The 18,557-nt window shown below is 62.9% G+C and carries 14 protein-coding genes; 6 read left to right on the top strand and 8 right to left on the bottom strand.

All coding sequences use genetic code 11. The features are described from left to right. Window positions 1-138: 138 nt before the first annotated feature. The gene (queD, locus tag IAE39_RS25295; RefSeq protein ID WP_043202104.1) at window positions 139-495 is read left to right on the top strand and encodes a 6-carboxytetrahydropterin synthase QueD; all 357 of its coding nucleotides are present in this window, start codon (window positions 139-141) and stop codon (window positions 493-495) included. 23 nt (window positions 496-518) lie between these two features. On the opposite strand, the gene IAE39_RS25290 is transcribed toward queD, so the two are convergent. Together IAE39_RS25290 and IAE39_RS25285 are read right to left on the bottom strand one after the other, a co-directional pair. Continuing rightward, window positions 519-1,121, bottom strand: coding sequence for a hypothetical protein (locus IAE39_RS25290; protein ID WP_201207232.1), 603 nt, complete (start codon window positions 1,119-1,121; stop codon window positions 519-521). Window positions 1,122-1,192: 71 nt separating this feature from the next. Continuing rightward, a complete protein-coding gene (locus IAE39_RS25285) occupies window positions 1,193-1,660 on the bottom strand; it encodes a DUF1289 domain-containing protein (protein ID WP_201207231.1) in 468 nt (155 codons plus the stop codon). 406 nt (window positions 1,661-2,066) lie between these two features. Between IAE39_RS25285 and acnB the strand changes: the two genes are divergently transcribed. Then, the gene (acnB, locus tag IAE39_RS25280; RefSeq protein ID WP_201207233.1) at window positions 2,067-4,676 is read left to right on the top strand and encodes a bifunctional aconitate hydratase 2/2-methylisocitrate dehydratase; all 2,610 of its coding nucleotides are present in this window, start codon (window positions 2,067-2,069) and stop codon (window positions 4,674-4,676) included. 175 nt (window positions 4,677-4,851) lie between these two features. Here the strand turns inward: acnB and prpD are convergent, their stop codons facing one another. From prpD to IAE39_RS25250, 6 genes are all read right to left on the bottom strand, one after another. Next, entirely contained in the window at window positions 4,852-6,336 is a 1,485-nt protein-coding gene (gene prpD, locus IAE39_RS25275; RefSeq protein ID WP_201207230.1) for a 2-methylcitrate dehydratase, read from the bottom strand. 151 nt (window positions 6,337-6,487) lie between these two features. Further along, window positions 6,488-7,678 (bottom strand): 2-methylaconitate cis-trans isomerase PrpF, encoded by a 1,191-nt coding sequence (prpF, locus tag IAE39_RS25270; RefSeq protein WP_201207229.1) that lies wholly within the window; start codon window positions 7,676-7,678, stop codon window positions 6,488-6,490. Between the two features lie 203 nt (window positions 7,679-7,881). Continuing rightward, complete coding sequence (gene acnD / locus IAE39_RS25265) at window positions 7,882-10,470, bottom strand: Fe/S-dependent 2-methylisocitrate dehydratase AcnD (protein ID WP_201207228.1); 2,589 nt, start codon at window positions 10,468-10,470, stop codon at window positions 7,882-7,884. A 159-nt stretch (window positions 10,471-10,629) separates the two neighbouring features. Further along, window positions 10,630-11,757, bottom strand: a complete 1,128-nt coding sequence (prpC, locus tag IAE39_RS25260; RefSeq protein WP_201207227.1) for a bifunctional 2-methylcitrate synthase/citrate synthase — start codon at window positions 11,755-11,757, stop codon at window positions 10,630-10,632. A gap of 177 nt (window positions 11,758-11,934) precedes the next feature. Next, window positions 11,935-12,825: a methylisocitrate lyase gene (prpB, locus tag IAE39_RS25255; RefSeq protein ID WP_201207226.1), complete on the bottom strand. Its 891-nt coding sequence runs from the start codon at window positions 12,823-12,825 to the stop codon at window positions 11,935-11,937. Continuing rightward, complete coding sequence (locus tag IAE39_RS25250) at window positions 12,822-13,538, bottom strand: GntR family transcriptional regulator (protein ID WP_201207225.1); 717 nt, start codon at window positions 13,536-13,538, stop codon at window positions 12,822-12,824. Before IAE39_RS25250 ends, prpB begins: the two co-directional genes overlap by 4 nt. Before the next feature lie 306 nt (window positions 13,539-13,844). Here IAE39_RS25250 and rloA point away from each other — a divergent pair, with 306 nt between their 5' ends. From rloA to pabB, 4 genes are all read left to right on the top strand, one after another. Then, complete coding sequence (rloA, locus tag IAE39_RS25245) at window positions 13,845-14,381, top strand: retropepsin-like aspartic peptidase RloA (RefSeq protein ID WP_201207224.1); 537 nt, start codon at window positions 13,845-13,847, stop codon at window positions 14,379-14,381. Window positions 14,382-14,386: 5 nt separating this feature from the next. Next, window positions 14,387-15,922: an osmotic stress tolerance membrane protein RloB gene (rloB, locus tag IAE39_RS25240; RefSeq protein ID WP_201207223.1), complete on the top strand. Its 1,536-nt coding sequence runs from the start codon at window positions 14,387-14,389 to the stop codon at window positions 15,920-15,922. Next, a complete protein-coding gene (locus IAE39_RS25235; protein WP_201207222.1) occupies window positions 15,922-16,902 on the top strand; it encodes an alpha-L-glutamate ligase-like protein in 981 nt (326 codons plus the stop codon). Before rloB ends, IAE39_RS25235 begins: the two co-directional genes overlap by 1 nt. A 229-nt stretch (window positions 16,903-17,131) precedes the next feature. Further along, complete coding sequence (pabB, locus tag IAE39_RS25230) at window positions 17,132-18,475, top strand: aminodeoxychorismate synthase component I (protein ID WP_201207221.1); 1,344 nt, start codon at window positions 17,132-17,134, stop codon at window positions 18,473-18,475. Window positions 18,476-18,557: the final 82 nt, after the last annotated feature.

The raw sequence follows: 18,557 nt of genomic DNA, 5'->3' as shown, positions 1-18,557 counted from the left end.
AACTGGCCCGAAACAAACGTAGGAGCGGGTTTACCCGCGAAGCGCCGCGCGGGCGGCGCTCGATCTGATAGACGCTGAAGATGTTGAGGCGAACTGTTAAACTGCACGCACTATTGATTCATACAGAGCAAACCCCGCGTGGAAATCTTCAAGGAATTCACATTCGAATCGGCCCACCGCCTGCCCCACGTTCCTGAAGGGCACAAGTGCGGCCGCCTGCACGGCCATTCGTTCAAAGTCGGCCTGCACCTGACCGGCCCGCTCGACCCGCACACCGGCTGGATCCGCGACTTTGCCGAGGTCAAGGCCATCTTCAAGCCGATCTACGAGCAACTGGACCACAACTACCTGAACGACATCCCGGGCCTGGAAAACCCCACCAGCGAAGTGATCGCAAAGTGGATCTGGGAACAGGTCAAACCACTGATGCCGGAACTGTCGAAGGTGCGCATCCATGAAACATGCACCAGTGGCTGCGAATATACCGGCGACTGACGCACCCACGTGGCGGGCGAGCATCACTGGAACGGGTACTCGATGATCTCGAGCGTAACCCGCCCATGCTGCCCGCTGGCCTTGCTGTTCAGGTAAGGTTGGCCGAACTGCATGTAGCGTTTGACGGCAAAATCATCGAAGGTCGCAAGCGTCAGATTGTGGTGCAGCGATCCCGCTGTCAGCCGGGTCGGCACCAAGCCCTCGAGGCGCCAGAGATCATTGGCCGCGATGATTGTGCTTTCAGGTGAGTCGAACAGGCTGATGTACATGGCCATGTACCCTGCCAGGTCGGCCTCCATCACATACTTCATGATTTTTGGGGGCCTGTTCAGGCGCCACAATGCGGGCCTGACCTGGTAGTAATAGCCACTACCCAGGAGCCGACCCTCATAAACCCCGAACCAGAAGCAGTCGGCAACGACACCCTCGCCATTCTGTGACCGATCGAGCGGTTCGCTACGCATGTAAGCTTCCATGCCCTCCTTGCCGTCGAAGTCCATCCACACCGGGACAATCCCCGGCGCGTTCTGGTCCCAATTTCCGGGCTCGACATAGGTGTCATTCATCTGCCACCAGACCTTGGCAATGAAAGAAGCCTTAGGCACAAAACGATAATAGACCGGCATGAACGAACCCTCGCATGAATGAAAGGCGAGCGTGTCATGCCGCAGCGGGGCATTTCAGATGGAACGAGGCGCTAAGGCAGTGCACCCTTGAGAAATGCCGGTGCGATATAGCGCTGGTAATGCGCCTCGGACAGCAGGAAGAACTCGCGGTCGATGGCATCACGCAACTGCGGCAGTTCCCAGTCGCGAAATTCCGGCAGCAGCACCATGCCGTAAGCCTCCAGGTCGCGGATCATCCGCGCCCCGCGGGCAATCAGCTGGTACGCCCAGCAATACTCCGACTGCTGCTCGACAAAGCGGATGGAGCGCTGCTCCAGTTGCTGGCGCAGCAGGCCTTTGTCGAACACTTCAAGCTTGGCCATCATCACCTGCACCAGCAATTGCTCCAGGCGCAGCCATACCGCGCGCTTCTGGTCGTCGTCGTAACCGTTCCAGTTGATCACTTCGTGATGAAAACGCTTACAACCACGGCACACCGTGTCTCCATACACCGTGGAGCACAGGCCGACGCAAGGGGTCTTGATGGACTTGTTGGACATGAAAAACAACGGCTTGGCGGTGGAACACCGGCCCATGTTAGCCCTTTGTCTAACCAGGGTCACCCGTTAAAGTCATCTTCTGCGCCTTACCTTCGGGCTTTTTTTGCCGTAGAATCATCCCGCCTTTTCAAAGGCAACAATGTCCGTTGGAAGCTGTTTTCAAAGCGTCACGAGCACAGTTAATCCGGTAGAACGGCGTTGGCCCGGGCCATGCACCCCTCGCATGCCCGCGCCAGCCCTCATCAGCTCCCCGTTCTGCAGGCGTAAAACTTTGAAAGCAGCTTCTGTAAGGATTCTTTGCGACTCTGGCTGGGCGGCCCACAAAGCCGTGGCAGCGCATGGGTGCATCGAATGCTGGATAAGCGTCCCGGACCCCCTTTAGGGACCACTGATGAGGGAAATAACTGTGCTTGAAGCCTACCGCAAACACATCGAAGAGCGTGCCGCCCTGGGTATCGTGCCCCAGCCGCTGAACGCCGAACAAACTGCAGGCCTGGTCGAGCTGCTGAAAAACCCGCCGGCCGGCGAAGAAGCCTTCCTCGTAGACCTGATCACCAACCGCGTACCACCAGGGGTCGACGAAGCTGCCTACGTCAAGGCTGCTTTCCTCTCTGCCGTCGCCAAGGGCGAAGCCAAATCGCCACTGATCGACCGCAAGCACGCTGCCGAGCTGCTGGGCACCATGCAGGGCGGCTACAACATCGAAACGCTGGTTACGCTGCTGGATGACGCCGAACTGGGCGCCGTCGCGGCCGAACAGCTCAAGCACACCCTGCTGATGTTCGATGCCTTCCACGACGTGGCCGAAAAAGCCAAGGCCGGCAACGCTCACGCCAAGGCCGTGCTGGAATCGTGGGCCGCCGGCGAGTGGTTCACCTCGCGCCCGGCCATCGCCGACAAGTACACCCTGACCGTGTTCAAGGTGCCTGGCGAAACCAACACCGACGACCTGTCGCCTGCCCCGGACGCCTGGTCGCGCCCAGACATCCCGCTGCACGCCCTGGCCATGCTGAAAATGGCCCGTGATGGCATCGAGCCGTCCCAGCCAGGTTCGGTCGGCCCGCTGGCCCAGATCGAAGCGGTCAAGGCCAAGGGCTTCCCGGTTGCCTACGTGGGTGACGTGGTCGGTACCGGTTCGTCGCGTAAATCGGCCACCAACTCGGTGCTGTGGTTCTTCGGCGACGACATCCCGTACGTGCCGAACAAGCGCGCCGGTGGTTTCTGCTTCGGCACCAAGATCGCCCCGATCTTCTACAACACCATGGAAGACGCCGGCGCCCTGCCGATCGAATTCGACTGCACCAACCTGGTCATGGGCGACGTCATCGACGTGTACCCGTTCAAAGGTGAAGTACGCCGTCACGGCAGCGACGAGCTGGTTACCGAGTTCGCGCTGAAAACCGAAGTACTGCTGGACGAAGTCCGCGCTGGCGGCCGTATCCCGCTGATCGTCGGCCGCGGCCTGACTGAAAAGGCCCGTGCCGAGCTGGGCCTGGGCGCTTCCGACCTGTTCAAGAAACCAGAGCAGCCTGCCGACACCGGCAAGGGCTTCACCCTGGCGCAGAAAATGGTCGGTCGCGCTTGCGGCCTGCCAGAAGGCCAGGGCGTACGCCCAGGTGCCTACTGCGAGCCGAAGATGACCACCGTCGGTTCCCAGGACACCACTGGCCCGATGACCCGCGACGAGCTGAAAGACCTGGCGTGCCTGGGCTTCTCCGCTGACCTGGTCATGCAGTCGTTCTGCCACACCGCGGCTTATCCGAAGCCGATCGACGTCACCACCCACCACACCCTGCCAGACTTCATCCGCACCCGTGGCGGCGTGTCGCTGCGCCCGGGCGACGGCATCATCCACAGCTGGCTGAACCGCATGCTGATGCCTGACACCGTGGGTACCGGTGGCGACTCGCACACCCGCTTCCCGATCGGCATCTCGTTCCCGGCCGGTTCTGGCCTGGTAGCCTTCGCCGCTGCCACCGGCGTCATGCCGCTGGACATGCCAGAGTCGATCCTGGTGCGCTTCAAGGGCAAACTGCAGCCAGGCATCACCCTGCGTGACCTGGTACATGCCATCCCTTACTACGCCATCCAGAAGGGCCTGCTGACCGTCGAGAAGAAAGGCAAGAAAAACGCCTTCTCCGGCCGCATCCTGGAAATCGAAGGCCTGGACGAACTGACCGTCGAGCAAGCCTTCGAGCTGTCCGACGCCTCGGCCGAGCGTTCCGCTGCCGGTTGCACCATCAAGCTGCCAGAGAAGGCCATCGCCGAGTACCTGCAGTCCAACATCACCCTGCTGCGCTGGATGATCGGCGAAGGCTACGGCGACCCACGCACCCTGGAGCGCCGCGCGCAAGCCATGGAAGCCTGGCTGGCCAAGCCTGAGCTGCTGTCGGCCGACGCCGATGCCGAATACGCCGAAATCATCGAAATCGACCTGGCCGACGTCAAGGAGCCTGTGCTCTGCGCGCCGAACGACCCGGACGATGCCCGCCTGCTGTCCTCGGTACAGGGCGAGAAGATCGACGAAGTGTTCATCGGTTCGTGCATGACCAACATCGGCCACTTCCGCGCTGCCGGCAAGCTGCTGGACAAGGTCAAGGGTGGTATCCCGACCCGTCTGTGGCTGGCCCCGCCAACCAAGATGGACGCCCACCAGCTGACCGAAGAAGGCTACTACGGCATCTACGGCAAGGCCGGTGCGCGCATGGAAATGCCAGGCTGCTCGCTGTGCATGGGTAACCAGGCACGTGTGCAGACCGGTTCGACCGTGGTTTCCACTTCGACCCGTAACTTCCCGAACCGCCTGGGCGACGCGACCAACGTGTACCTGGCATCGGCCGAGCTGGCTGCTGTCGCTTCGATCATCGGCAAGCTGCCGACTGTCGAAGAGTACATGCAGTACGCGAAAGACATCGACAGCATGGCTGCCGACGTTTACCGCTACCTGAGCTTCGACCAGATCGCCGAGTTCCGCGAAGCGGCAGCCAACGCCAAGATCCCGGTGGTTCAGGCGTAAGCTGAGTTGTAAGGTGTAAAAGAAAGCCCCGGCAGCGATGCCGGGGCTTTTTTGTGTCTCCTGTGCCGGCCTCTTCGCGGCTAAAGCCGCTCCTACAAGGTCCTGCACAAACCTTGAGAGCGGCGGGGACCATGTAGGAGCGGCTTTAGCCGCGAAGAGGCCCGCACAGGCAACCTCAAATCACGAACAATTCGACAAACCTGTGCACCGCCATCTGCTCCAGCTGTTGCTGGTCCTTGCACAGCTCGAAAATCTGCTGACACCGCTGCCGCGCAAAGCGCGTCGCCAGGTTGGCCCTGAACTTGGCCTCCAGCAACGGAATCCCCTCCTCCCGCCGCCGCCGATGCCCGATCGGGTACTCCACCACCACTTGCTCGGTACTGCTGCCGTCCTTGAAGAACACCTGTATGGCATTGGCGATCGAGCGCTTGTCCGGCTCCAGGTACTCTCGGCTGAAGCGCGGGTCTTCCACCACTTCCATCTTCTCGCGCAGGCGATCGATGCTCGGGTGGCTGGCATGGAAGGCATCTTCATAATGTTCGGCCTGCAAATGGCCGAAAATCAGCGGCACCGCCACCATGTACTGCAGGCAGTGGTCGCGGTCGGCGGCATTGGCCAGCGGCCCGCTCTTGGAAATGATACGGATCGCCGACTCCTGGGTCGTGATGACGATGCGGTCGATTTCGTGCAGGCGGTTACGCACCTTCGGGTGCAGGGCCACTGCCGCCTCACAGGCGGTCTGGGCGTGGAACTCGGCAGGGAAACTGACCTTGAACAGCACGTTTTCCATCACATAGCTGGCCAAGGGCTGCGGCAAGTGCAGTTCATACTGCCCGGCCGGCTTGAGCGCCAGGTCTTTGTTGGTATGGCTGAACGACACATCGTAGAAGCCCCACTGTGGCGCAGTGAGTACGCCAGGCACGCCCATCTCACCGCGCAGGGCGATATCGGCCAGGCGTACGCCACGGCTGGACGCATCACCAGCAGCCCAGGACTTGCGCGAACCGGCGTTGGGGGCGTGGCGATAGGTGCGCAATGCCTGGCCATCGACGAAGGCATGGGACAACGCAGACAGCATCTGCTCGCGGTTGGCCCCCATCAGCCTGGCGCACACTGCAGTGGAGGCCACCTTGACCAGAATCACGTGGTCGAGGCCAACGCGGTTGAATGAGTTTTCCAGCGCCAGCACGCCCTGGACCTCATGAGCCATGACCATGGCAGCCAGTATATCGCGCATCAACAGCGGTTGTTCGCCAGCCGCTACGCGCTTCTGCGACAGGTGATCGGCAACGGCCAGGATGCCGCCGAGGTTGTCCGAAGGGTGCGCCCATTCGGCGGCCAGCCAGGTGTCGTTGTAGTCCAGCCAGCGCACCGCACAGCCGATATCCCAGGCGGCCTTGACCGGGTCCAGGCGGTAGGCGGTGCCGGGGACGCGTGCGCCATTGGGCACCACGGTGCCTTCCACCAGGGGGCCAAGCAGTTTGGTGCATTCCGGGAAGCGCAGGGCCAGCAGGCCGCAGCCCAGCGTGTCCATCAGGCAGTTGCGCGCGGTGTCCAGGGCCTCGGCGGATTCGACCTGATAGCCGAGGGCGTAGTCAGCGAGGGTTTGCAGCACCCGGTCGTAGTCCGGGCGGTTGTTGAGGTCCACGTTGGCGCTCATATCCAGCTCCCTTCAAAAGTGCCGGGGCTGCTGTGCAGCCCTATCGCGACACAAGTCCGCTCCTACAAGTATCGCGTACCCTTGTAGGAGCGGCCTTGTGTCGCGATGGGCCGCGCAGCGGCCCCGCTTGAAGCCGAGCGCCAATGGTGCGTCAGAAGCTATCGCCAGGCACGCGAACCCAGCCTTCCATCAGCACGCGAGCACTGCGGCTCATGATTGCCTTGGTCACCGTCCACTGGCCATTCACCTGGCGCGCCTCGGCCCCCACCCGCAGGGTGCCCGAGGGGTGGCCGAAACGCACGGCGCTGCGCTCGCCCCCACCCGCGGCGAGGTTGACCAGCGTGCCCGGAATAGCCGCCGCGGTGCCGATCGCCACCGCCGCCGTGCCCATCATGGCATGGTGCAGCTTGCCCATCGACAAAGCGCGCACCAGCAGGTCGATATCACCCGCCTGCACCGCCTTGCCACTGGACGCAGTGTAGGTGCTCGGCGGCGCAACGAAGGCCACTTTCGGCGTGTGCTGACGCCCGGCAGCCTGGTCGACGTTGTCGATCAGGCCCATGCGTACAGCGCCGTAGGCACGAATGGTCTCGAAGCGCAGCAGCGCCTGCGGGTCGCCATTGATGGCGTCCTGCAGTTCCGTACCGGTGTAACCAATATCGGCAGCGTTGACAAAAATGGTCGGGATGCCGGCATTGATCAAGGTCGCCTTGAAGGTGCCGATACCCGGCACTTCCAGGTCATCGACCAGCTTGCCAGTGGGGAACATTGCACCGCCGTCGCCGTCTTCGTCAGCGGCCGGGTCAAGAAACTCCAGTTGCACTTCGGCAGCCGGGAAGGTTACCCCGTCCAGCTCGAAGTCGCCGGTCTCCTGCACTTCACCCTCAGTGATTGGCACATGGGCAATGATGCTCTTGCCGATATTGGCCTGCCAGATGCGCACGGTGGCAACGCCATTGCGCGGTACACGCGCCGGGTCGACCAGGCCGCTGCTGATGGCGAACGAACCCACGGCAGCCGACAGGTTGCCGCAGTTGCCGCTCCAGTCGACGAAGGCCTTGTCGATGCTGACCTGGCCGAACAGGTAGTCGACATCGTGTTCGGGCTTGATGCTTTGCGACAGGATCACGGTCTTGCTGGTGCTGGAGGTGGCGCCGCCCATGCCGTCGATCTGTTTGCCGTAGGGGTCGGGGCTGCCGATGACCCGCAGCAGCAGTGCATCGCGAGCGGGGCCTGGAACTTGCGCCTGTTCGGGCAGGTCTTGCAGGCGGAAGAACACGCCTTTGCTGGTGCCGCCACGGATGTAGGTGGCGGGGATTTTGACTTGAGGTGCGTGTGCCATTGCTGTGCTGTCCTTTGAGTATGCAAAAAATCTGGGGCCGCTTTGCGGCCCATTCGCGGGACAAGCCCGCTCCTACACGGATCGCACAATATTCAAAACCTGCGCTGCCCCTTGTAGGAGCGGGTTTACCCGCGAATGCGTCAGCAGATACAACGCTGTTGTCTGGTCAGGCGCATTCGCGGGTAAACCCGCTCCTACATTGGTTAGGCGGTCGCTTCGAGGAAGTCCTGGGCAAAGCGCTGCAACACCCCGCCCGCTTCGTAGATCGACACTTCCTCAGCGGTGTCCAGGCGGCAGGTCACGGGCACTTCCAGGCGCTCGCCGTTGGCGCGGGTCACCACCAGGGTCAGGGTAGCCCGCGGGGTACGCGCCCCCAGCACATCATAGGTCTCGCTGCCGTCCAGGCCGAGGGTCTTGCGGTCGGTGCCCGGTTTGAACTCCAGCGGCAACACGCCCATGCCCACCAGGTTGGTGCGGTGAATGCGCTCGAAGCCTTCGGCGACGATGGCCTCGACACCCGCCAGGCGCACGCCCTTGGCCGCCCAGTCACGCGACGAGCCCTGGCCGTAGTCGGCACCGGCCACGATGATCAGCGGCTGCTTGCGCTGCATGTAGGTCTCGATGGCCTCCCACATGCGGGTGACCTTGCCTTCCGGCTCGATCCGCGCCAGCGAGCCCTGCTTCACGCTGCCGTCGTCCTTGCGCACCATTTCGTTGAACAGCTTGGGGTTGGCAAAGGTGGCGCGCTGGGCGGTCAGGTGATCGCCACGGTGGGTGGCGTACGAGTTGAAGTCTTCTTCCGGCAGGCCCATTTTCGCCAGGTATTCGCCGGCAGCGCTGTCGAGCATGATGGCGTTGGAGGGCGACAGGTGGTCGGTGGTGATGTTGTCCGGCAGCACCGCCAGCGGGCGCATGCCACGCAGGGTGCGCTCACCGGCCAGGGCACCTTCCCAGTAAGGCGGGCGACGGATATAGGTGCTCATCGGGCGCCATTCATACAGCGGCGCGACCTTTGGCCCGCGGTCTTCCTCGATGGCGAACATCGGGATATACACCTTGCGGAACTGCTCCGGCTTGACCGCGGCACGTACCACGGCGTCGATCTCTTCGTCGCTGGGCCAGATGTCCTTGAGGCGGATTTCCTTGCCATCGACCACGCCCAGCACATCCTTCTCGATGTCGAAGCGGATGGTACCGGCGATGGCGTAGGCCACCACCAGCGGCGGCGAAGCGAGGAATGCCTGCTTGGCGTAAGGGTGGATACGCCCGTCGAAGTTGCGGTTGCCCGACAGCACGGCGGTGGCGTACAGGTCGCGGTCGATGATCTCTTGCTGGATCACCGGGTCGAGTGCGCCGGACATGCCGTTGCAGGTGGTGCAGGCAAAGGCGACGATACCAAAGCCGAGCTGCTCCAGCTCCTTCTCCAGGCCAGCCTCTTCCAGGTACAGCTGCACGGCCTTGGAGCCCGGTGCCAGCGACGACTTGACCCATGGTTTACGGGTCAGGCCCAGTTTGTTGGCATTGCGGGCAATCAGGCCTGCGGCAATCACGTTGCGCGGGTTGCTGGTGTTGGTGCAGCTGGTGATGGCGGCGATGATCACCGCGCCGTCAGGCATTTGCCCCGGCACTTCTTCCCAGCTGCCGGCAATGCCCTTGGCTGCCAGGTCGCTGGTGGCCACGCGGGCATGCGGGTTGGACGGGCCGGCCATGTTACGCACCACGCTCGACAGGTCGAAGCTCAGGGTGCGCTCGTAGACAGCGCCAGCCAGGCTGTCCGCCCACAGGCCAGCGGCCTTGGCATAGGTTTCCACCAGCTTGACCTGCTGCTCTTCGCGGCCGGTCAGGCGCAGGTAGTCGATGGTCTGCTGGTCGATGGCGAACATCGCCGCCGTGGCGCCGTATTCCGGCGCCATGTTGGAAATGGTCGCGCGGTCGCCCAGGGTCAGGGCGCGGGCACCCTCGCCATGGAACTCCAGATAAGCGCCAACGACTTTCTGCTTGCGCAGGAATTCGGTCAGGGCCAGCACCAGGTCGGTGGCGGTGATGTTCGGTGCCAGCTTGCCGGTCAGTTCGACGCCGACGATTTCCGGCAGGCGCATCCACGAGGCACGGCCGAGCATCACGTTTTCTGCTTCCAGGCCGCCAACACCAATGGCAATCACGCCCAGGGCGTCTACGTGCGGGGTGTGGCTGTCGGTGCCCACGCAGGTATCCGGGTAGGCAACACCGCGGTCGTTGTGGATTACCGGCGACATCTTCTCCAGGTTGATCTGGTGCATGATGCCGTTGCCCGGCTGGATCACATCGACGTTCTTGAACGCCTTCTTGGTCCAGTTGATGAAGTGGAAGCGGTCTTCGTTGCGGCGGTCTTCGATGGCGCGGTTCTTGTCGAAGGCTTGCGGGTCGAAGCCGCCACATTCGACAGCCAGCGAATGGTCGACGATCAGCTGTACCGGCACCACCGGGTTGACCTGGGCCGGGTCGCCGCCTTTGTCGGCGATGGCATCACGCAGGCCGGCGAGGTCGACCAGCGCGGTCTGGCCAAGGATATCGTGGCACACCACGCGCGCCGGGAACCACGGGAAGTCGAGGTCGCGCTTGCGCTCGATCAGCTGGCTCAGCGAGGCCTCGAGGGTAGCCGGGTCGCAGCGGCGCACCAGGTTTTCGGCGAGCACGCGGGAGGTGTAAGGCAGGCCGTCGTAGGCGCCGGGCTTGATCGCCTCGACCGCCGCGCGGGCATCGAAGTAGTCCAGGTCGGTGCCTGGCAGGGATTTGCGGTATGCAGTGTTCATCATTCAGGCTCGGTCACAGGATTCGGAAGTCTCCACCATCCCTGTGGGAGCGGGCTTGCCCGCGAATGCGTCAGCAGGTGCAAATGGGTTGCCCGGTCGGACGCATTCGCGGGCAAGCCCGCTCCCACAAAGGAGACGGGTTGCCTCTCTCTATCTAATTCAGCGCTGTTCGATCGGCACGAACTGGCGCTGCTCGACGCCGACATACTCGGCGCTCGGGCGGATGATGCGGTTGTTGGCGCGCTGTTCGAACACGTGCGCCGCCCAGCCGGTCAGGCGCGAGCAAACGAAGATCGGGGTGAACAGCTTGGTCGGGATGCCCATGAAGTGGTACGCCGAGGCATGGTAGAAGTCGGCGTTGGGGAACAGGCGCTTCTGCTCCCACATGGTCTTGTCGATGGCTTCGGAAACCGGGTACAGCACCTTGTCACCCACTTCGTCGGCCAGTTGCTTCGACCAGCCCTTGATCACCTCGTTGCGCGGGTCGGACTCTTTGTAGATGGCATGGCCAAAGCCCATGATCTTGTCCTTGCGCTCGAGCATGCGCAGCAGCTCGGCAGTGGCGTCCTGCGGGCTCTGGAAACGCTCGATCAGCTCCATCGCGGCTTCGTTGGCACCCCCGTGCAGCGGGCCGCGCAGCGAACCAATAGCCGCGGTAACGCAGGAATACAGGTCGGACAAGGTCGAGGCACACACGCGGGCGGTGAAGGTCGAGGCGTTGAACTCGTGCTCGGCGTAGAGGATCAGCGACACGTTCATGACCTTGACGTGCAGCTCGCTCGGCTTCTTGCCGTGCAGCAGGTGCAGGAAATGGCCGCCGAGGGTGTCTTCGTCACTGGTGCAATCGATGCGCACGCCATGGTGGGTGAAGCGGTACCAGTAGCACATCATCGCAGGGAACAGTGCCAGCAGGCGGTCGGTCTTGTCGCGCTGGGCGTCGAAGGTCAGTTCCGGCTCCAGGGTGCCCAGCACCGAGCAACCGGTGCGCATCACGTCCATCGGGTGGGCATCGCGCGGGATGCGCTCAAGCACTTCTTTCAGGGCTTGCGGAAGATCGCGCAGGCCCTTGAGCTTGCGCTTGTAGTCGGCCAGTTCGGCCTGGGTTGGCAGCTCGCCGTACAGCAGCAGGTAGGCGACTTCTTCGAATTCGGCACCGGCTGCCAGGTCACGCACGTCGTAACCGCGGTAGGTCAGCCCGGCACCGGCCTGGCCCACGGTCGACAGTGCAGTCTGGCCGGCCACCTGGCCACGCAGGCCTGCGCCACTGAGTACTTTTGCTTCGGCCATGGTGTTTCTCCTTTCTTGAATTTGTTATGGAAATCTTGCTGGCTAATCAGTTTTGCCTGTGCCGGCCTCTTCGCGGGTGAACCCGCTCCCACAGAGCCCCCACAGGCATCGGGTGACACGCAGCACCTGTGGGAGCGGGTTCACCCGCGAAGAGGCCCGCCGCCCCAACAAAAATCTTCAGCCCTTCTTCTGGGCAAACAGCGCATCGAGGCTTTGCTCGAAGGCGTGGTAACCAATGGCATCGTAGAGCTCCATGCGGGTCTGCATGGTGTCGATCACGTTCTTCTGTGTACCGTCGCGGCGCAGCGCGGCGTACACGTTCTCGGCCGCCTTGTTCATGGCGCGGAACGCCGACAGCGGGTACAGCACCAGCGACACGTCGACCGAGGCCAGCTCTTCGGTGGTGTACAGCGGCGTGGCGCCAAACTCGGTGATGTTGGCCAGGATCGGGGCCTTCACCCGGTCAGCGAAAGTCTTGTACATCTGCAGTTCAGTAATGGCTTCCGGGAAGATCATGTCGGCGCCGGCCTCGATGCAGGCCTCGGCACGGTCCAGGGCGGCGTTCAGGCCCTCGACGGCCAGGGCGTCGGTGCGCGCCATGATCACGAAGCTGTCGTCGGTACGGGCATCGACGGCGGCCTTGATGCGGTCGACCATTTCCTGCTGGGTGACGATTTCCTTGTTCGGGCGGTGGCCGCAACGCTTGGCACCGACCTGGTCCTCGATATGGATGGCGGCAGCGCCGAACTTGCTCATCGAGCGCACGGTGCGGGCCACGTTGAAAGCCGACGCGCCAAAGCCCGTGTCGACATCCACCAGCAATGGCACGTCGCACACGTCGGTGATGCGGCGCACGTCAGTGAGCACATCGTCCAGGCCACTGATGCCCAGGTCCGGCAGGCCCAGGGAGCCTGCGGCCACGCCGCCACCGGACAGGTAGATGGCCTTGAAGCCGGCGCGCTTGGCCAGCAGGGCATGGTTGGCATTGATGGCGCCAACCACCTGCAGCGGGTGTTCAGCGGCTACTGCATCGCGGAAACGCTGACCTGGGGTGCTCTTCACAGTCATTTCTCACCTCGTGGGCTATTGTTGTGGGCGTCCAGATAATGACGCTCGATATTGCGCTTGGACGCGCCGATGTGGCGGCGCATCAGGAGTTCGGCCAGTTCACCGTCACGGTCGGCGATGGCATCAAGAATGCGGTGATGCTCGGCAAAGGCCTGGCGCGGCCGGTTGGGCGTGGCCGAGAACTGGATGCGGTACATGCGCACCAGTTGGTACAGCTCGCCGCAGAGCATCTTGACCAGGGTCTGGTTGCCGCTGCCCTGGATGATCCGGTAATGGAAGTCGTAGTCGCCTTCCTGCTGGTAATAACCCAGGCCTGCCTGGAATGCGGCATCGCGCTCGTGGGTGTCGAGCACCCGGCGCAACTCGTCGATGTCAGCCTGGCTCATGCGCTCGGCGGCCAGGCGGCAGGCCATGCCTTCCAGCGATTCGCGAATTTCGTACAGTTCGATCAGTTCGGCGTGGTTGAGCGACACCACGCGCGCCCCCACATGCGGCACGCGCACCAGCAGGCGCTGGCCCTCCAGGCGGTGGATGGCCTCGCGCAGCGGCCCGCGGCTGATACCATAGGTGCGCGCCAGCTCTGGCTCGGAGATCTTGCTGCCGGGGGCGATCTCACCCTTGACGATGGCCGCCTGGATGCGCCGGAAGACGTTTTCGGACAAGGTTTCCGTTTCGTCTGTCAACACAGGGCTAAGGGTGGAAAGGTCTTGCATATTGTCGACACCTTGAAAATCTCTTCGCCAGAAATTAGCGAATCCAACCATTCAAGTCAAAGACAAAATCAATATTGTCGACAATTGTCTAAGAACGAACTAACGCTGGCCAAGCGCTGTCAGATCGCGCACCGCTGGCGTCAAGACGTCGGCGTGATAGAATGCCGCGCCTCCGATGGGGTATGGATAGCCTGTCTGTCATACATTCATGCTTGTTGACAGATGAACGAGGAAGCTTGCGCAGTAGTTGCCAGTCACCTTGACCTGAACCTTGCCTAGAACCTTGCACTGCACCGCGCCAGGATTATGAGACTTACACCTGTTTTATTGCTGCTATGCCTCACCCTGCTGCCGGCCCTTGGCCAGGCGGCGGGCAAGACCGTGTACGGTCTCAACGAATACGCACGCCTGGGCGACCTGGACCTGGAAGTGGCAGCCAAGCTCGATACCGGCGCCAAGACCGCATCGCTCAGCGCCCGCGACATCAAGCGCTTCAAGCGCAACGGTGAAAGCTGGGTGCGTTTCTACCTGGCGATCGATGCCGCCCATTCGCACCCGATCGAGCGGCCCCTGGCGCGCGTGAGCAAGATCAAGCGCCGGGCTGGCGACTATGATGCCGAATCGGGCAAGGCCTACACCGCCCGCCCGGTCATCGAACTCGAAATCTGCATGGGCCAGGCCTTGCGCACCATCGAAGTCAACCTCACCGACCGCAGCGCCTTCCAGTTCCCGCTGCTGATCGGTTCCGAGGCACTCAAGCACTTCGATGCGCTGGTTGACCCAAGCCTTAAATACGCGGCCGGCAAACCTGCCTGTGCCACCGACGCTCCCAAAGCAGAGTAATCCCGATGCGCTCTCTTACCCTCCATCTGAAAGTCCTGATCACCGTACTGGTGCTATTGGGCGTGGCGGTCACGGCTTATCAGATATTCTTCCTCGGCATCCCGGTGACCGAAGATGAAACCGACGACCTGTGGAACATCGACGCCAAGGTCGAGTTCGTCGCCAGCACCAAGGATCCGGTCAAGATCCAGATGTTCGTGCCGCCGCTGAACCGTGACTACGTCAGCCTCAACGAGAGCTTCATCTCCAACAACTACGGTGTCAGCGTCAACCGTGCCGATGGCAACCGCAAGGTGACCTGGTCGGCCCGCCGCGCCAACGGCAACCAGACCCTTTACTACCGCCTGGTGCTGACCAAGCGCTACAGCAACGAGAAGACCACGGTCAAAGGGCCGACCTTCCGTGACAGCCTGGCCATCGAGGGCCCCGAGAAGATCGCCGCCGAAGCGCTGATGGCACCGATACGCCAGCACTCGGCAGACGTCGAGACCTTTGTCAGCGAGACCATCAAGCGGGTCAACAACCTCAACGATGACAACGTCAAGCTGCTGCTGGCCGGCGACACTTCGCCGATGAAGAAGGCCCAGGTCATCGACCTGCTGCTGTCGATTGCCCACGTGCCGATGGAGAAGGTGCACACCATCCGCCTGGTGGCCGACACCCCGCAAACCCCGGAGCTGTGGCTGCGCAGCTTCAACGGCAACGACTGGCTGTACTTCAACCCGGACACCGGCGAGCAAGGCCTGCCGAATGACCGCCTGCTGTGGTGGACCGGTGACGACAACCTGATCACCGTCGATGGCGGCAAGAAGGCCAACGTCACCTTCAGCATGAACAACAGCGAGATGAACGCCATCCGCCTGGCCAAGCTGACCGACGAGAACACCGACGCCGACTTCCTCGAGTACTCGCTGTACAGCCTGCCGCTGCAAACCCAGCAAACCTTCATGATCATGGTCATGATCCCGATCGGCGTGCTGGTGATCCTGGTATTGCGCAACCTGATCGGCATCCAGACCCTGGGTACCTTCACCCCGGTGCTGATCGCCCTCGCCTTCCGCGAAACCCAGTTGGGCTTCGGTATCGTGCTGTTCACGGTGATCACGGCCCTGGGCCTGTCGCTACGCTCATACCTGGAGCACCTGAAGCTGCAGATGCTGCCACGCCTGTCGGTGGTGTTGACCTTCGTCGTGGTGCTGATTGCCGCCATCAGCCTGTTCAGCCACAAGCTGGGCCTTGAGCGCGGGCTGTCGGTGGCACTGTTCCCGATGGTGATCCTGACCATGACCATCGAGCGCCTGTCGATCACCTGGGAAGAGCGTGGCGGTGGCCATGCCATGAAAGTGGCCATCGGCACCCTGTTCGCTGCCTCGCTGGCGCACCTGCTGATGATGGTGCCTGAGCTGGTGTACTTCGTGTTCACCTTCCCGGCCGTGCTGCTGATTCTGGTGGGCTTCATGCTGGCGATGGGCCGCTACCGCGGTTACCGCCTGACTGAGCTGATGCGCTTCAAGGCATTCGTGAAGAAGGCAGACGCCTGATGTTTGGCCTGATCAAGACGTGGAAAGCCCTGGAAGCCCGGGGCATCATGGGGATCAACCGGCGTAACGCGGACTATGTGCTGAAGTACAACAAGCGCAGCCTGTACCCGATCGTCGACGACAAGATCATTACCAAGGAACGCGCGCTGGCGGCCGGCATTCATGTGCCGGAAATGTACGGCATCATCGAGACCGAAAAAGAGATCGAGAAGCTCGACCAGATCATCGGCGGGCGCAACGACTTCGTCATCAAGCCCGCGCAAGGCGCTGGCGGTGACGGCATCCTGGTGATTGCCGACCGTTTCGAGGACCGCTACCGCACGGTGTCGGGCAAGATCATCAGCCACGAGGAGATCGAGCACCAGATTTCCAGCATCCTCACCGGCCTGTACTCGCTGGGCGGGCACCGCGACCGCGCACTGATCGAGTACCGGGTGACCCCGGACCAGATCTTCAAGAGCATCAGCTATGAAGGCGTGCCGGACATCCGCATCATCGTACTGATGGGCTACCCGGTAATGGCCATGCTGCGCCTGCCAACCCGCCAGTCCGGCGGCAAGGCCAACCTGCACCAGGGTGCCATCGGCGTGGGTGTCGACCTGGCTACCGGGGTAACCCTGCGCGGCACCTGGCTGAACAACATCATCAGCAAGCACCCGGACACCACCAACGCGGTGGACGGTGTGCAACTGCCGAACTGGGACGGCTTCATGAAGCTGGCCGCCGGCTGCTATGAATTGTGCGGGCTGGGCTATATCGGCGTGGACATGGTACTGGACCAGGAGAAAGGCCCGCTGATCCTGGAGCTGAACGCCCGCCCGGGGCTGAACATCCAGATTGCCAATGACTGCGGGCTGACCCAGCGTACCCATGCCATCGAGGCGCACATCGAGGCGCTGGCCAAGGACGGGGTTACCGAGGATGCCGAGCAGCGGGTTCGGGTAGCACAGGGGCTGTTTGGGCACGTGCATCCGGGCTGACATCGCCGGGGGCTGCTCTGCAGCCCATCGCGACACAAGGCCGCTCCTACAGGAGACCGCGACCCATGCTTTTGGCGCGATCTCCTGTAGGAGCGGCCTTGTGTCGCGATGGGCCGCAAAGCGGCCCCCTTGGGTCAAACACACTGTTGAATGTCGCGCCCAGTGCTAGGCGCTTTTCCTACACAGGTCTACAATCGCCCTCCTCGCTTTTACATCGCCGTCCACACTGATGCCGACCTGTACGCTTCACCCCCTGCCTTACCAACCCGACCCAGCCGCCTATTTCGCCCGCCTGCGCCAGGCCCCCGGCGCGATCCTGCTCGACAGCGCCCGCCCGGGTGCCGAGCGCGGCCGCTTCGACCTGCTTAGCGCCTGGCCACTGCAACACTTGCAAGCGCAGCCCGGTGAAGCAGGCCGCGCCTTCCTCCAGCGCCTGCGCGCCGGCCTGGCGCAACTGGGCCACGCGCAATTGCCCGAAGGTAGCGAGGTGCCCTTCGCCGGCGGCCTGATCGGCTACCTGAGCTACGATTTCGGCCGCCGCCTGGAGCACCTGCCAAGCCTGGCCAAGGACGACCTCGGCCTGCCAGACGCGCAACTGGGCCTGTATGCCTGGGCGCTGGTGAGTGACCACCTGTACGGGACCAGCCAACTGGTGTTTCACCCAAGCCTTGCAGGGGAAGATCGCGAACGCCTGATCAGCTTGTTCGAAGGTGCCGACAACGTAGAGACCAGCGCCTTCCAACTGCTCGCCCCAATGGCCGGCGACCTGCAGCCCGAACAGTACCAGGCCGCCTTCGACCAGGTGCAACGCTACATCCAGGCCGGCGACTGCTACCAGATCAACCTCACCCAACGCTTTCGCGCGCCTTGCCAGGGCGACCCGTGGCGGGCCTACCAGGCACTGCGCCAGGCCTGCCCGACGCCATTTTCCGGCTACCAGCAACTGGCCGATGGCAGCGCCTTGCTGAGCTTTTCGCCCGAGCGCTTCATCCGCGTCAGCCAGGGTCAGGTGGAAACCCGGCCGATCAAGGGCACGCGCCCACGCGCCAGCGACCCGGCCGAAGACCAGCGCAATGCCGAGGAGCTGCTGCACAGCCCCAAGGACCGCTCGGAAAACCTGATGATCGTCGACCTGCTGCGCAACGACCTGGGGCGCACCTGCGAGATCGGTTCGGTGAAGGTGCCAGAATTGTTCAGCCTGGAAAGCTACCCCAACGTGCACCACCTGGTCAGCAGCATCACCGGCCAGCTGGCCAGCGACAAGGACGCCCTGGACCTGATCGGCGACAGCTTCCCTGGCGGCTCGATCACCGGCGCGCCGAAGATTCGTGCCATGCAGATCATCGACGAGCTGGAGCCGGCGCGCCGGGCGTTGTACTGCGGGTCGTTGCTGTACGTGGACGTGCGCGGCGAAATGGACAGTTCGATTGCCATTCGCAGCCTGCTGGTCAAGGACGGGCAGGTCAGCTGCTGGGGTGGCGGCGCGGTGGTGGCCGATTCCGAGTGGCACGCTGAATATGAAGAGTCGATAGCCAAGGTGCGGGTGTTGATGCAGACCTTGCAGGGTTTGTAATCGGCGGCGCCTGCTTCGCGGGGGTTAACCCCCCCCCCCCCGGGGGGGGGGGGGGCCGGGGGGGGGGGGGGGGGGGGGGGGG

Origin of the sequence: Pseudomonas sp. S37 (assembly GCF_016658545.1) — a bacterium.
In the GTDB taxonomy this organism is placed as follows: Bacteria; Pseudomonadota; Gammaproteobacteria; order Pseudomonadales; family Pseudomonadaceae; genus Aquipseudomonas.
The sequence above is the reverse complement of the archived record's forward strand: the minus strand, read 5'-3'. Positions and strand labels throughout refer to the sequence as shown.

What these genes read in the sequence shown, in the direction of transcription:
- prpB (WP_201207226.1), bottom strand. Translation starts at nt 12,825, where the DNA reads ATGACTGTGAAGAGCACCCCAGGTCAGCGTTTCCGCGATGCAGTAGCC.
- prpD (WP_201207230.1), bottom strand. Translation starts at nt 6,336, where the DNA reads ATGAGCGCCAACGTGGACCTCAACAACCGCCCGGACTACGACCGGGTG.
- rloB (WP_201207223.1), top strand. Translation starts at nt 14,387, where the DNA reads ATGCGCTCTCTTACCCTCCATCTGAAAGTCCTGATCACCGTACTGGTG.
- IAE39_RS25250 (WP_201207225.1), bottom strand. Translation starts at nt 13,538, where the DNA reads ATGCAAGACCTTTCCACCCTTAGCCCTGTGTTGACAGACGAAACGGAA.
- IAE39_RS25285 (WP_201207231.1), bottom strand. Translation starts at nt 1,660, where the DNA reads ATGTCCAACAAGTCCATCAAGACCCCTTGCGTCGGCCTGTGCTCCACG.
- acnD (WP_201207228.1), bottom strand. Translation starts at nt 10,470, where the DNA reads ATGAACACTGCATACCGCAAATCCCTGCCAGGCACCGACCTGGACTAC.
- pabB (WP_201207221.1), top strand. Translation starts at nt 17,132, where the DNA reads ATGCCGACCTGTACGCTTCACCCCCTGCCTTACCAACCCGACCCAGCC.
- rloA (WP_201207224.1), top strand. Translation starts at nt 13,845, where the DNA reads ATGAGACTTACACCTGTTTTATTGCTGCTATGCCTCACCCTGCTGCCG.
- IAE39_RS25235 (WP_201207222.1), top strand. Translation starts at nt 15,922, where the DNA reads ATGTTTGGCCTGATCAAGACGTGGAAAGCCCTGGAAGCCCGGGGCATC.
- prpC (WP_201207227.1), bottom strand. Translation starts at nt 11,757, where the DNA reads ATGGCCGAAGCAAAAGTACTCAGTGGCGCAGGCCTGCGTGGCCAGGTG.
- IAE39_RS25290 (WP_201207232.1), bottom strand. Translation starts at nt 1,121, where the DNA reads ATGCCGGTCTATTATCGTTTTGTGCCTAAGGCTTCTTTCATTGCCAAG.
- prpF (WP_201207229.1), bottom strand. Translation starts at nt 7,678, where the DNA reads ATGGCACACGCACCTCAAGTCAAAATCCCCGCCACCTACATCCGTGGC.